This is a genomic window from Streptomyces rubellomurinus (assembly GCF_000961885.1).
Lineage (GTDB): Bacteria > Actinomycetota > Actinomycetes > Streptomycetales > Streptomycetaceae > Kitasatospora > Kitasatospora rubellomurina.
In genome coordinates this window covers 15,068-29,502 of sequence record NZ_JZKH01000001.1, presented here as the reverse complement: position 1 = coordinate 29,502, position 14,435 = coordinate 15,068, and the positions used below count along the sequence as shown (strand labels likewise).

Here is a 14,435-nt window from a genome sequence, read left to right as displayed (position 1 = left end):
GCTCCGGATGGCGGGATCAGCGCAGCGCCACCAGCACCGCGCTGGTGCCGTACTGCCACACCGGGCCGGCCTGCCGGAAGCCCGCCCGCAGCAGCAGCTCGGCGTGCCGGGCGGCGGACAGGCCGTTCCCGTCGCCGTCGCACGGCGGCACCTGGCGGGCCCGTGCCGCCAGCAGCTCGGCGAACTCGGGGATCCGGGCGGCGGCGGCCCACCACTGCGACCAGTCCTCGGCGGTGTCGGCGCCCCGCCGCTGCGAGCGGCGCCGCTCGACCGCCCGGGCGAGCTCCGCGAGCGGCGGCTCCTCGGGGACGAGGTGGTCGGCGTTGACCAGGACGGCTCCCGGCCGCATCACCTCCGCGAGGTCGCGGTAGATCCCGAGCAGCGTCCGCGGCGGCGGGTAGTGCAGTGCGGTGGACGACACCACGGCGTCCAGCGGACGGTCCAGGCCGAGCGCGTCGAGCCAGCCGGGGCGGCCGATCAGGGTCTCGACCCAGCGGGCGACCCGGGGGTGCCGGGCCCGGCCGAGGGCGAGCAGCAGCGGGTCGATGTCCACGGCCAGCACCTCGGCCTCCGGCAGCCGCGCGGCGATCCGGGCCGACAGTGATCCGGGCCCGCTGCCGAGGTCCGCGACGAGCGGCCGCGGCCGGTGGCCGGCGACCTGCTCGACCACGTCGGCGACCACGGTGAAGCGCTCCTCGCGCTCCACCGCGTACCGCTCCTGCTGGCGCTCCCAGCGTTCGATCCAGGTCTCGGCCAGGGCCGCATCGACCGGCATGTCCACTCCCGCCGTGCTCGCGCGCATTCGAGGGCTCCGCTCGGTGCCAGTGTTTGTCATGTTCACCCTGTCCGCAATGCTCGGCGGGCGGGGAGGCGCGGATGAGCGCGAGTGAAACGATATCCGTTTTCATGTGGAGTCGCACGCCGCCCCGATGGACAGGCCGCCCGACCGGCTACCCCGCGGCGGGCGGGGCGACGGGCGCGGGGGCGGGGCCGGCCGCGACGGCCACGGAGAGGACGACCGGCAGCTCCTTGTCCTCCTGGCCGACCGCGAGGCCCAGCCAGCGCCCGCCGCCCGGCAGCGGCCACACGTGCAGGGCGGTGGCCCGGCCGCTGAGCAGGCCGATCGGCTCGGGCGCCTCCCGGCCCGGCTGCTCCCCGTCGAAGCTCGCCACCAGGTACGACCACAGGTCGACGGTGAACGGCTCGCCCCAGCGTGCCGTCAGGGCCCGCGCGAGGGCGTCGAAGTGGCCCGCCGCCTCCTCGTCCGCCCGCTGCAGCGCCTCGCCGTCCTCGTCGTCCCAGAACTCGCCGCTGACGTACAGGTCCTGGACCCACCAGCCCGGACCGCCGTACCCCGTGGCGTCGCCGGTCTCCGCCGCCGGGTACGGCCGGGCCAGCAGGTCGTCGAGTGCCGCGAGGTGCGCGGCCGGATCGTCGGTCATGGGGGCCACCGTACGGCCCGGATCGGACAGGCGGTCTCGACGGGGGCGGGGGCGTGGGCCATCCTCGTTCCCGGCTGATGCCGTACCAACCCGACCCCGTATGAAGGAGCCGTTGTGGACGACCAGTTGGCGCACCCCGCGGGATGCCCGCGACTCGTGCTGGACCCGACCGGGCGCAACCGGGACGCCGAGAGCGCCGAGCTGTTCGCGCGGGGGCCGGCGACGCCCGTGGACATCCTCGGGGTGCACGCCTGGGCGGTGGCCGACCCGGAGCTGCTGGAGGAGCTGACCAAGGACCCGCGGGTGTCCAAGGACGGCCTCCAGCACTGGCCGGGATTCGAGGAGGCCCTGCGCACCTGGCCGCTGGCGCTGTGGGTCAACGCGCGCAACATGTTCACCGCGCACGGCGCCGAGCACCGGCGGCTGCGCCGGCTCGTCGGGTCCGCGTTCTCCACCCGCCAGGTCAACGCCCTCGGCGAGCGGATCGAGGAGCTGACCGCCGCCCTGCTCGACGGGATCGCGGCCACCCCGCCCGGCACGGCGGTGGACCTGCGCGAGCACCTGGCCTACCCGCTGCCCATCCAGGTGATCGGCCAACTGCTCGGCCTGCCCGAGGAGTTGCGCGACCAGTTCCGCTACTACGTCGACCGGGTCTTCTCCACCGTGCTGAGCCCCGAGGAGGCCGCCGCCAACGCGGCGGCGTTCTACGCGATGCTGGACGAACTGATCGCGCTGAAGCGCGAGCGGCCCGGCGAGGACATGACCTCGCTGCTGATCGCCGCCCGCGACACCGAGGGCGACGGCAGCGCCCTCACCGAGGAGGAGCTGCGGGACACCCTGCTGCTGATCGTCTCGGCCGGCTACGAGACCACCGTCAACCTGATCGACAACGCCGTCGCGCTGCTGCTCACCCATCCCGAGCAGCTCGACCTCGTCCGGACGGGCAAGGCGGGCTGGGACGACGTCGTCGAGGAGGCGCTGCGCCGGGACGCGCCGGTGGCGCACCTGCCGCTGCGCTACGCGGTGGAGGACGTCGAGCTGCCCGGCGGGCTGACGATCCGCCGGGGCGAGGCCATCCTGGCCTCCTACGCCGCCGCCGGGCGGCACCCGGTGCGCTACGGCGAGGACGGCGGCGTCTTCGACGTCACCCGGCCGGTCAAGGACCACCTCGCCTTCGGGCACGGCCCGCACTTCTGCCTCGGCGCGCCGCTGGCCCGCCTGGAGGCGCGTACGGCGCTGCGCGCGCTGTTCGAGCGCTTCCCGCGCCTGGCCCTGCTGCCCGGCGTGGAGCTGGAGCCGGTCGACTCGCTGATCTCCAACGGGCACCGCACGCTGCCGGTGCTGCTCGACGGCGGCCCGGCGGCCGAGTAGTGGCGAGGGGCCCCGCACCCCCGCGTCCGGTGCGGGGCCCCGCCGCCTTCAGCTGGTGTAGTCCGCGTTGATCTTCACGTAGCCCTCGGTGAGGTCGCAGCCGTGGACGGTGAACGCGCCCTCGGCGAGGCCCAGGTCGATCCGGATGACCACCTCCTCGCCGCCCAGGTACCGGGCGGCCTCGGCGAGCAGGGCGGGGCTCGGCTCCTCCGGGTACATCGGGAGGTCGCCGTACCCGATGCGGACGGCGGCCGGATCGAGGTCGGCGTCGTCCTGGACCTTGCCGATGGCCATGGCGATGCGCCCCCAGTTCGGGTCGCAGCCGTGGACGGCCGTCTTGACCAGCGGGGAGTTGACCACCGCCTTGCCGACCCGCTTGGCCTGGGCGGCGTCGCGGGCGCCCGTCACCCGGACCTCGATCAGCTTCGAGGCGCCCTCGCCGTCCGAGGCGATGTCGCTGGTGGACGTGTTCGCGGTGACGGAGCGGAAGCCCTGCGGGACCACGGGGTGCATGGCCGATCCTTCCTAGGGGTGGATAGAGTTGCAGAGCATTGAATACATTGCCAATCGACGAGGGGTTAACTCTGTTTCCCGTGGGCCCGGTGACTGCATGACTATGCAGAAGAGCCGGGGGCGGTCCAGTGACCGCCCCCGGCTCGGGGCCCCCTGCCGTGCTGCGGGGCGCTACGGCATCGCGGCAGGATCAGCCGGTCGGGCCGAGGCGCGACCAGTTGTCGGAGGGGTCGTCGGTGCTCGGGGTGCCGCGGCCGTCGGCGCCCTTGGTCCACCACCTCGCCTTCCAGTAGTAGCCGTTGTACGACACCACGCTGCGGGTGACGCCGCTCGGGTCACCGGCGACGACGGCGGTGCCGGGGGCGACGCCGCTGTTCTTCGGCTCGGCGACGAAGCCCGCGTACGAGCGCATCGTGAACGCGGCGCCGTCCTTCGGCGGGCCGCCGGTGAAGGCCTTGCCGTCGGCGTCGAGCAGCTGCCACCACTGGCCGTTGCTCCCGTCGCAGTCGCGCACCGAGAGACTGGCCAACTGCTGGTCGGCGCCCAGGCACTGGTCGTGCCCGGCGGTCGAGCTCTTGATCCGGAACCAGCCGGGGCCGCCCTCCTCGACCACGTTCCAGAGCTGGTTCGCGTTGCCGTTCTGCGAATCCACCAGGTGGGCGGTGTTCCAGTCGCCCGGGTGGTCGATCACGTTGGCGCTGACCGTGTCCTGGACCTTCCAGAGGTCACCGGTCTTCCACAGCGCGAACGGCGCCATCGCCGGGTTGTAGGTACGGGCCGCGTCCCACGGCTCGGCCTGGCAGCCCGAGGCGCTGGTGGCGCCCAGGGCGGCCGGGGTGGTGCCCTTGCGGGCGTCCTGCGCGAGCCCGTACTCGGTGCCGTTCACCTTGATCTTGAAGTTCGCGGGGCCGGTGATCGGCAGGTAGTACTTGATCCCGATGTCCCGGACCTTCCCGGCCGGCAGGTCCTCGCAGTACCCGAGCCTGATCGTCACCCGGTGGAAGTCCGCCTTCAGCCCGCCCGCGTTCGGGCCGCTGCGGCCGGGCGCCACCGCGCCGGTCATCTCGTGCCAGCCCTCGTCCTTGAGCAGCGGGGGCGTGGAGGTCGGGATGTCGAAGGAGATCTCGGTGCCGGCCGGCAGGGTCTGGCCGGTGTTGTTGGTGATCCGCAGCTTCGGCTGCATCGGCCACAGCTGCTTGTTGTCGGACGGGTAGTCGGCCAGCTCCACCTTGACGTCCAGGGTCTGCTGCGGCAGCGCCTGGTCGCTGCGCACCGCGCCCGGCGCGCCGGAGCCGCGCAGGGTCCGGTCGATGAGCGTGGTCATGTCGTAGCCCATGCCCCACTCGCCGTTGGCGCGCTTGGTGTAGTCCCCGCCGAGCTCCCAGATCATCGCGCCGCCGATCCCGTTGTCGGCGATGTACTGGGCCTTGGCCTTGATCGACTGGTCGTCCTCGGTGGAGATGAACACCTTCTTGGCGTCGTTCCACAGCCAGGTCGACTGGGTGGCCGGGTCGAAGTTCCGCTCGTAGCCGGTGGGCTGCTGAGCCGGGTTCAGCTTGTAGTCCGGCAGGTAGCCGGGCCGGATGCCGTCCTGCAGGTTCTTGGCGTGCCACAGCGGGTTGGACCCGGCGCCGACCTCGTTGCCCATGACGTCGGAGTCGTGCCACAGGTTGTCGATGCCGACCGCGCCGTTGCCGCACTTCTGCGCCGTCCCGGTGCCGGGCTGGCACTTGGACTGGTCGCCCTCGGCCGTCCCCCACAGGCCCTTGGTGCCGCCGGTGACGCCCTGCCAGCCGCGGGTGTAGAACGGCACGCCGATGTTGATCCGGCCGGCCTGCAGCGCGCCCCGGTAGTAGTGGTACGCCCAGTCGGTGTTGAAGTAGCCGGTCTTCTGGTAGTCCTTCGTGTTCGGGTCGGTGTCGTTGTAGATCCCGGCCGCCGCCAGCTCGTTGTCCTGGCCGCTGTCGTACAGCGGCGCCTGCGGGCCGACGTAGCTGTTCCACGAGCCGTGCATGTCGTAGGACATCACGTTGACGAAGTCCTGGTACTGCAGCGCCTGCTGGTTCTCCTCGCCGCGCACCAGGTAGCCGGAGGAGGAGGCCGCCGAGGTGAGCAGGAAGTAGCGGCCGCCGGCCGAGCCGGACTGGTCGAGCTTGGCGCGCAGCGTCTTCATCAGCGCCACGTACCCGGCCTGCAGGCCGGCCCGGCGCGGGTTGGCGACGCCCTGGTCGTTCGGGTTGCCGGCGCCCTGGAGCGAGGCCGGGTACTCGTAGTCGATGTCGACGCCGTCGAAGCCGTACTGGTTGAGGAAGGCGACGACCGAGTCCGCGAAGGTGTTGATGCCGCCCTGGTTGACGCTGCCGTCGGCGTTGGTCGCCATGCTGTAGAAGCCCTGGGTCTGGGCCCAGCCGCCGACCGAGATCAGGGTCTTCACCTGCGGGTGCATCCGCTTGTAGCGGGTCAGCAGGTTGAAGTGGCCCTGGTAGGGCAGCGACGGGTCCATCTCGGCGCCCGCCACGCCCGGCCAGGTCATCTTCGTGGCCTCGTCACCGACGGTGATCCTGTTGTCGGAACCGACCGAGGCGAAGGCGTAGTTGACGTGGCTGACCTTCGACCACGGGATGTTCTTGACCAGGTAGCGGGACTCGCCGTTGGCGCCGGTGCGCCAGCCGGAGAAGTACCCGATCACGCGCTTGTCCCGGCCGCCCAGCCACTCCCGGCCGTTGCCGTCGTACACGTCGCAGTAGCGGGCGCCCGGGCTGGGCGCCATGCCGTCCGGCCGGCAGTCGCCGGAGGCGGCGGGCTTGGCCGTGCGGTCGTCCGGGGTGTTGTCGTACGGGTCGCCGGCGTCGGTGGGGGAGCCCACCGGTGACTCGCCGCAGTCGACCTGGACGGCGCGCGAGCCGTCGTTGGCGTCGGTGACCGCCAGGCACTTCTGGGTGGCCTGGTTGCGCAGCCACGTCCCGGCGCGGACCCACTTCTGGTTCGGGTTCGGGCCGCAGCCCCACTGCTGCACGGTGCCCTTGGGGACGTCGACGTCCAGGCACTTGCCGCTGTTGGCGTTGACCACGCGGGACTGGTCGTCCAGGGTCCACTGCTGGTTCCGGGTGCCGCCGCAGCCCCACTGCTGCACCTTGGCGGCGTCGCCCTGGCCGTTGTCGGCACCCAGGTCGACGTCGAGGCACTTGTTGGTCACCATGCTGCGGATCTCGCCGGGGCCGATGCTCCAGTCCCGGTTGTCCTTGCTGCGCCCTCCGGTCTCGCCGCTGGTGGGGGTGAGCGTGACGGACGTGTTGTGGCCGATGATCTGCGAGATCAGCTCGCCGCCCGGGTAGTCCATCATCAGGACGCCGGTGCGCCCGCCGGTGTCGCCGTTCTTGAAGTAGTCCCAGGCCCAGTGGTTGACGCCCCAGGTGCCCCCGGCGCCGCCGGCGACGGCGTTCGGGTAGGCGCCGGCGCTGGCGCCGGACAGGTAGTTGACGTAGAGGGCGGTGTTGTCGGTGTCCGCGCGGGTCTTGGTCAGATGGGCGAGGACCTTGTCCCACTTGGGCTTGATGTCGGCGACGGTGGGGATGTCGTAGTCGTTCTGGACCCGGGCGTCGACCGAGGCCGTGTTCAGGCCCCACTCGTACAGACCGCCGTGCGGGCCGCGGAAGGAGTTCAGCACGATCCGGCCCCGGACCTGGCCGAGCAGCGGGGTGTCCGCCGACTGGCCGCGGGTGACCGAGGGCGCCCAGAAGTACTGCTTGTAGCGGTCCACGTACTTCTGGAACTCGTCGCCCATCAGCTGCTGCGTCTCGGCGCTCGACAGCTCCGTCTTCTGCGGCAGGCGCGGGCCGCAGGGGCGGTGCGCGCCGACGATCCCGCAGTCGTCCGGGAGGTCCGGCCACACGGTCTTGTAGACGGTGTTCTCGGTCTTGAGGTTGAGCAGCACGGTCTCGGTGGGGTGGGCGTCGAGCCACTTGGTCAGCGGGTCGAGGACGCCGAAGCCGAGCGCCGCGTGCTGGCCCATGATGCCGTGCCACAGCCAGAGCTTGTCGTCCGCGCTGTCGCCGTCCGGGTCGACCCGGATGTCGATGGCGCGGATGCCGGCGTTCAACTGGTCGACCAGGGAGGTCTGTTGGTCGGTGTCCCACTCCTGGGTGGTGACGGCGTCACCGCCGTAGTGGGACATCGTCTCGTGCGAGCCGGGGATCGACATCGAGCCGAGCGGGGCGGAGTCCTGGACGTTGTTCATCCACATCGGGTTCGAGGTGGTCTTCAGGCTCTCGTAGTACGGCCAGCCGTAGGAGTTGTTCGCAGGCGTGCTGGGGGTGGTGCGGTACCCGTTCACCCCGTCGTTGCCGGGGCCGGCCGCGACGCACCCGAAGGACTGCGGCCCCGAGGGCGGCGCGTTCGGGTCGAGGAGCTGGGCGGCGACGTAGTTGAGGCACTTCTGCTGGGCCTGCTGCCCGAACGTGTTCGGGTGGATGGCCTCCTGGAGGTCACCCCGCCTCGGACTCGTCCAGAAGGGCAGGTACGGGATGAACCGGACCCACTCGGCGTCGCGTGCGGCGAGGGGGGTCGCCGCGTTGTCCTTGGTGGCCTGCTTGGCGTCCCTGCTGCACAGTTCGTGCCCCTGGAAGAGCCGGCCGAGATCCAGGAAGGAAGCCTGCTGGTCGGCTGCCGCCGTGCTCAGCACCGAGGCCAGGGACTGGATGACCCCTTCCCGCGCCCAGTCGACGTCCTTGTCCTTGAACGGGCAGCCGCCGTTGGTCCAACGCGGCCAACTGGCGGTCGTGCCCTCGATGTCACGCATCATGCCCGAGGGGGGCAGGATGCTGGGGTAGGACTGGAGCACGATCTGGTATGAGCCCGCGGAGTAGTTGCCGCCGGCCGTCATGGCCCGCTTGATCGCGGTCAGGGCGTTCTCGACCTTGCCCTGGAGCTGAGCGAGGTCGCTCTGGAACTTCTTGTAGGTGCTCTCGTCCGGTGTGCTGCAGGGATCATGGAGGACGTTCGTCGCGTAGGCGATGACGCAGTCGTTGATGATCTGGGAGAAGTGGATGTCGTTCCCGCCGATCGACAGCACGATCATCTTGATCCGCCGGTTCTTGTCCGCCGCGATCGTGGCCAGCTGATCCGCCTGTGCAGTGGGCTCCTTCCAACCCGGTACCGCCGAGATGATGTTGTCCGTCACCGCACCGGAGCAGGCGAGGTTGATGCGCTCCGGATCAGGGCTGTTCGGGATCCGGACGCCGGTGATCTCGGCCATCGTGGAACGGTCGCACTTGTTCCCGGTGTCGTACGAGGTGTCGGCGGTGCTGCCGTCCGCCCGGGGGATGTTTTTGTAGACGGAGGTGGACTGGTCCGTCCCCCAGAAGCCCGCGTCGTCCGTGTTCGCGTTGCCGGCCCAGCGGCCGCCCTCGCCGGAGATGAAGCTGTCGCCCATGGAGATCACCACGGGGTGGGCGTCCGCGTTCGGGCCGGCGGCGGCGAGCTGTGCGGGGGCCGCCACGGTCTGGATAGCCGCGGCGAGCAGGGCCGTCGACAGCAGGGTGGCCAGGGTGCGGCGGAGGCCGGGTGGCCTGCGGCGTGATCGTGGTGGTGAGGCGGAGATGAGCACGGGCGGTTCCCTTGTCCGGCGGCCCCCGTTCGGAGCCGGTCGGGGCGCATCGCACCGCAGGGGCGTGTACGGGGCGTAGACGTGGCGTCAACGGCGGCGTTGACGGGGGCGGGGGCGGGGCGGGGGTGGGAACGACGTGGACGAAGCGTCATTCATGTGACGGCAAGTCAGCGATTATTCGCAGGTGTCATGATCTTCGGAGGGCGCCCCCGGACCGCGGCGCCCCGGACCGAGTGAACCCGGAACGGCGGCGCGCCCGTGGAACCGGGTGGGCCCCCCTCGGATCCACTCCGGTCTTCGGGTTTTATTCAGGGAGAACCATGCAGGACACCGTGCTCGCCGACCGTTACCGGCTGGTGGATTGGCTGGGCGGCGGGTCGATGGGCGACGTGTGGCTCGCCGAGGACGAGGTCCTGGGCCGCCGGGTGGCCGTCAAGGTGGTCAAGCCGGCGCTGTTGGACGAGTCCGGCTTCGCCGAGCGCTTCCACGCCGAGGCCCGCGTCATGGCGCAGCTGCGCCACCCCGGCATCGTCGGCGTGTACGACTACGGGCACAGCGCCGCGGACGGGCGGTCCTCGGTCGGCTACCTGGTGATGGAGCTGATCGACGGGGAACCGCTCAGCGCCGTGCTGGAGCGGCGCGGCACCCTGCCGGTGGCCGAGGCGCTGCGGATGGCGCTCCAGGTGCTGGAGGCACTGGAGGCCGCGCACCGGTCCGGCATCGTCCACCGGGACATCAAGCCGGCCAACCTGATGGTCCGCGGCGACCAGGCGGGCGCGGGCCGGACGGTCATCGCGGACTTCGGCATCGCCCGCCCCGGCTGCGACGCCCGGCTGACCGTCCCGGGCATGGTGCTCGGCACGGCCGCCTACCAGGCGCCGGAACAGGCCTCCAGCGGGACGGTCACCGCCTCGGCGGACCTGTACGCGCTCGGCGTCGTCCTCTACGAGTGCCTGGCCGGCCGGCTGCCGTTCGACGGGGAGACCGCGCTGGAGGTGATCCTCAAGCACCTGACCGAGCCCGTGCCGCCGCTGCCCGAGGGCGTGCCGGCGCCGGTGGAGGCGCTGGTCGCGCGGGCGATGGCCAAGGAGCCCGGGGAGCGCTGGCCGGACGCGGCGACGATGGCCGCGGCGGTGCGGGCGGCGCTCGCGCCCGGCGCGGCGGGGCCCGGTGCGGAGAGCTTCGGCGCGGCGAGCGTCGGAGCCGGGCTGGCGTCGACGGCCCCGGACCGGCCCCGGACGCCCGCCCGGCACGCCCGGCGGCCCGGGTACCGGGTGCGCACGCTGGCCGGGGTGACGGCACTGACGCTGCTCTGCGTGGGCGGCGCCGCCGGCGCGACGGTGATCCGGACGGACCGGGACGGCGTCTCGGACGCCGCCGCCGTCGCCCGGCCCTCGGCCGACCTCCTGGCGCCGCCCCTCACCGCGTCGGCGGCGGCCGACCACCCGCTCGCCGGGCAGCCGTCCGCCCCGGCGCAGACGGCCGCGCCGACGGCCGGGGCGGGGGAGAGCCCCACGCCGTCGCCCGAGCCCGTCCCGTCCGGCACCGCGCCCGACCGTCCCGACGCGTCGCCCCAGGCCCCCGCCGCGCCGCTGCCGCCCCCGGCCACCGGGGTCGGCCCGGCACCGGCCCCCGCGCCGAGCTCGGCCGCGCCCGCCCAGCCCACGCCCCGGGAGCAGCCCTCGCCCACGGCCACCGCGACGGCGACGCAGCCCGCGACGCCCACCGCGAAGCCGAAGCCGCAGCCGCCCGCGCAGGCGAAGATCACCAGCCTCGGCGCCGCGCTGGACAACTACTACTCCAAGGACGTGGACGGCAACGGGATCAACACCTACATCGTCAACGGCTCGGAAGCGCAGAACTGGCGGCTGGAGAAGGTCTCCGAGGGCAACTACTACCTGCGCAACGGCTCCACCAACTACCAGCGGGTGCTGGACCTGGACGTGAAGACCGGGAAGGTGCAGATCTGGGCGAACCCGCCGGGCGCGGACAACCAGATCTGGTCCCTGGTGCCGGTCACCGACGGCGCCTACCAGATCGTGAACCACGCCACCAAGGAGTGCCTGACCTCCGCCGGGGTCGGCTACTGGGCCAGCGTGGCGACCTGCACGCCGGGCCGGGAGGGCCAGGTGTGGACGTTCTCCTGACCGTCCGCCCGGTCCGCCGGGTCCTGCGGGCAGTCCGAACGGTCCGCGCGCCCCGCTGCGGCCCGGCGGGCCCGCCCGGCCCGCCGGGGCGCCTGAACGGCCGTCAGGCCGGCAGCCAGGACGGCCACTGCCGGCGGGGCGGGTCGGCGGGCCGGCCGGGGGCGATCAGGGCGCGCAGCCGGTCGGCCTCGGGGGAGCCGATGGCGGCCAGGATGTCGTAGGCCTCCGACCGGCAGGCCCGGGCCGCGTCCAGGTCGGCCTGCGGGCCGGCCTCCGAGTCGGCCGCCGGGTCGGATGTGGGGCCCGCCGCCGGGTCGGACGCCGGGCCTGCCGCCGGGCCGGACGCCGGGCCTGCCGCCGGGCCGGACGCCGGGTCCTGCGGGTCGGCCGCCCGGCCCGTGCCGCGGTCGGCGAGCGCGTCGCCGAGGGCCGCCAGGGCCAGCCCGCGGCCGCGGCGGTCGCCGTCGAGTGTCAGCACCTCGACCGCCCGCCCGGCCGCCTCCACCGCCTCGTCGGCGCGGCCGACCGCGCGCAGCGACTCGGTGAGCCGCAGCAGCGCGCGGCCGGTGCGGCGCCGGTCGTCCGGCCGCAGCAGGGCGAGGGCGGCGCGGTGGTGGCGCAGGGCCGGCTCGAACTCGCCGCGGTCGTGGGCGATGGTGCCCAGGGAGTCGAGGGCGAGCGCCTGGAGCTCGCGGTCGGCGAGCTGGTGGCAGATCAGCAGGGACTGGTCGACCACCCGGACCGCCGCGTCGAACCGGCCGAGCTCGGTGAACGCCCCGGCCAGGTTGAGCAGTTCGGCGGCCACCGAGCGCCGGTCGCCGAGCCGTTCCCAGACCGCGATCGCCGCCGTGAGGCCGTCCACCGCGTCGCCCGGCCGGCCGACCTGGACGAACAGGGCGGCGAGCGAGGCGTGGGCCAGGGCGAGCAGCGGCCCGGGCAGGTGGTGGACGGTGCACAGGTCGCGGGCCCGGAGCAGTTCGCCGAGGGCCGCGGGCTCGGAGCCGACCTCGGTCAGCAGCCGTCCGAGCACCAGCCGGGCCCGGACCTCGGCCGTCCGGTCGCCCTGCCGCAGGGCGGCCTGGAGCAGCACCTTGGCGGCGTGCCCGAGCGGCCGGGTGGCCTGGCCGGTCTCGCACAACAGGTCGCAGGCGAGCAGGAGTTCGGCCACCAGGTCGAGCCGGCCGGGCTCGGGGAGCGCGGCGTACTGGCCGACCAGGGCGGCGATGCCGGGGAACTCGGCGCGGCCCCGGGCCACCGCGCGGGCGTCCGGGGCGTGGGGCGCCCCGGTGCCGGGCAGGGCCGCGCGGGTGGCGGCCGGGCCGAGGGCCGCGACGGTCTCGGCGTGGAGGCGGACGGCCAGGCGGGTGAGCACGGCGGCCGGGCGGTCGGCGTCCGTCGCCCGCTCGCCGTCCGTCGCCCGCTCGCCGTCCGTCGCCCGCTCGCCGTCCGGCGCCTGCTCGCCGTCCGGCGCGAGCCGCTGGGCGAAGGCGCGCAGCAGGTCGTGGTAGCGGTAGCGGTCCGGCGGCACGGTCTCCAGCATCGAGCAGTCCACCAGCGACTCGGCCAGCTCCTCGGCCTCGTCCTCGGGCAGGTCCAGCACCGCGGCGACCCCGCCCGGTGACAGGTCGGGCACCTCCGGCACCGCCAACAGCCGGAAGGCGCGGGCCTGTTCGGGCGCCAGCTGGTCGTAGCCGAAGCGGAACGCCGACTCGACGGCGAGGTCCCCGGTGCGCAGCACGTCCAGCCGGCGGCGGTTCTCGGACAGCTTGTCGAGCAGCCGGGCCAGCGTCCAGCCCGGCCGGCAGGCGAGCCGGGCGGCGAGGATGCGTACGGCCAGCGGGAGGTGGCCGCAGAGCCGGACGAGCTCCCCGGCGGTGTCCGCCTCGGCGGTCAGCCGCTGCTCGCCGACCACCCGGCCGAGCAGGTCGAGGGCCTCCTCGGGGGCGAAGGCGGGCAGTTCGACGACGTGCGCGTTGGGCAGCGAGCCGAGCCTGGCCCGGCTGGTGACCAGCACGGCGCAGCCGGGCCGGCCGGGCAGCAGCGGCCGGATCTGCTCGGCGTCCCGGGCGTTGTCGAGGACGACCAGCACGCGCCGGCCGGAGAGCAGCGACCGGAACTGCGCGGAGCGTTCGGCGAGCCCGGGGCCCAGCCCATCCACCGGCACGCCGAGGGAGCGCAGGAAGGCGCCCAGCGCCTCCTCGGGCCGGGTCGGGCGGCCGTCGACGCCGTGCAGGTCGGCGTAGAGCTGGCCGTCCGGGAAGTCCGCGGCGAGCCCGTGCGCGACGTGCACGGCCAGGGCCGTCTTGCCGACGCCGCCCAGGCCCGACACCGTCGCCACCGGCACGGCGCCGGGCGCGAGCAGGGCGGCCCGCAGCTCGGCGGTCTGCGCCTCGCGGCCGGTGAAGTCGGCGAGGTCGGCCGGGACCTGGGTCGGCCGCACCGGCGCCTTGTACGGCGGACGGTTCGCGGCCGCGCTCGGCCGGGCCGGCGCGGACGCCAGCAGGGCGGCGTCGGCGGCCAGGATCCGGCGTTGCAGCTCCCGCAGCCCCGGCCCGGCGGCGACGCCGAGCTCGGCCCGCAGCCGCCCGTCCGTGGTGCGGTACACGCCCAGGGCCTCGGCCTGCCGGCCGGTCCGGTACAGGGCGAGCATCAGCAGCTCGGCGAACCGCTCCCGCAGCGGGAACTCGGCGGCGACGGCCGTCAGTTCGGCGACGGCCTCGCCGGACGGGCCGGCCTCGACCTCGGCCTCCAGGCAGGCCTCCAGGACGGTCACCCGGCGCTCGGCCCACTCGCCGCGCTGCCGCTCGGCGTACGGGCCGGGCAGCCCGGACATCGGCTCGCCCTGCCACAGGGCCAGCGCCGAGCGGAGCACGGCGGCGGCCTGGGCGTGCTCCCCGGCCGCGCCCAACTCCCGGGCCTCGCCGAGCAGTTCCTCGCCGCGGTGGGTGTCCAGTTCGCCGGGGTCGACGGTCAGCAGGTAGCCGCCGCCGAGCGAGGTGAGCGCGTCCGGCCCGAGGATGCGGCGCAGGCGGTGGACGTAGGTGCGGATCACCGCGGTCGCCTTGGCGGGCGGCTCCTCGCCCCACAGGTCGTCCACGAGCTGACCGGCCGACACCGGGTGGTTGGCCCTCAGCAGCAGCGAGAGCAGCAGGCTCCGCTGCTGCGGCGACCCGAGCACCAGCTCCCCGCCGTCCCGCCAGCCCCGCACCGGCCCCAGCACCGCGAACCGCAATCCACCCACCGGCCGCCCCCTCCGTCCGCAAACCAACCGCCCGGCGCATGATACCGAGTGCATCGCCGCTGGTCAGGCCGTCCGACAGGCTGCTCCCGGCGGACCGGGCGGCAGCCGGCCGCCCG

At 73.9% G+C, this 14,435-nt stretch carries 6 protein-coding genes and 1 pseudogene; 2 read left to right on the top strand and 5 right to left on the bottom strand.

Annotated elements, in window-relative coordinates; translation table 11 throughout:
• Positions 1-16: 16 nt before the first annotated feature.
• Together VM95_RS00120 and VM95_RS00115 are read right to left on the bottom strand one after the other, a co-directional pair.
• A complete protein-coding gene (locus tag VM95_RS00120; protein ID WP_045691845.1) occupies positions 17-775 on the bottom strand; it encodes a class I SAM-dependent methyltransferase in 759 nt (252 codons plus the stop codon).
• A gap of 175 nt (positions 776-950) precedes the next feature.
• On the bottom strand, positions 951-1,442 hold the full coding sequence (locus VM95_RS00115) for a hypothetical protein (RefSeq protein ID WP_045691844.1): 492 nt from the start codon (positions 1,440-1,442) through the stop codon (positions 951-953).
• Positions 1,443-1,556: 114 nt separating this feature from the next.
• Between VM95_RS00115 and VM95_RS00110 the strand changes: the two genes are divergently transcribed.
• Positions 1,557-2,813 (top strand): cytochrome P450 family protein, encoded by a 1,257-nt coding sequence (locus tag VM95_RS00110; RefSeq protein ID WP_244178555.1) that lies wholly within the window; start codon positions 1,557-1,559, stop codon positions 2,811-2,813.
• A 48-nt stretch (positions 2,814-2,861) separates the two neighbouring features.
• Here the strand turns inward: VM95_RS00110 and VM95_RS00105 are convergent.
• Positions 2,862-3,269 (bottom strand): annotated as a pseudogene (locus VM95_RS00105) (bifunctional ornithine acetyltransferase/N-acetylglutamate synthase); the annotation flags it as partial.
• Between the two features lie 247 nt (positions 3,270-3,516).
• Positions 3,517-8,931: a glycosyl hydrolase family 18 protein gene (locus tag VM95_RS38420; protein ID WP_157881949.1), complete on the bottom strand. Its 5,415-nt coding sequence runs from the start codon at positions 8,929-8,931 to the stop codon at positions 3,517-3,519.
• 320 nt (positions 8,932-9,251) lie between these two features.
• Here VM95_RS38420 and VM95_RS00095 point away from each other — a divergent pair, with 320 nt between their 5' ends.
• Positions 9,252-11,078 (top strand): serine/threonine protein kinase, encoded by a 1,827-nt coding sequence (locus VM95_RS00095; RefSeq protein ID WP_052707053.1) that lies wholly within the window; start codon positions 9,252-9,254, stop codon positions 11,076-11,078.
• A 103-nt stretch (positions 11,079-11,181) separates the two neighbouring features.
• On the opposite strand, the gene VM95_RS00090 is transcribed toward VM95_RS00095, so the two are convergent.
• Positions 11,182-14,319 (bottom strand): AfsR/SARP family transcriptional regulator, encoded by a 3,138-nt coding sequence (locus VM95_RS00090; protein ID WP_167352880.1) that lies wholly within the window; start codon positions 14,317-14,319, stop codon positions 11,182-11,184.
• Positions 14,320-14,435 lie beyond the last annotated feature (116 nt).

Bases quoted from the DNA above. Each gene is read 5' to 3' on its own strand.
- VM95_RS00120 (WP_045691845.1), bottom strand. From the start codon at position 775: ATGCCGGTCGATGCGGCCCTGGCCGAGACCTGGATCGAACGCTGGGAG.
- VM95_RS00095 (WP_052707053.1), top strand. From the start codon at position 9,252: ATGCAGGACACCGTGCTCGCCGACCGTTACCGGCTGGTGGATTGGCTG.
- VM95_RS00115 (WP_045691844.1), bottom strand. From the start codon at position 1,442: ATGACCGACGATCCGGCCGCGCACCTCGCGGCACTCGACGACCTGCTG.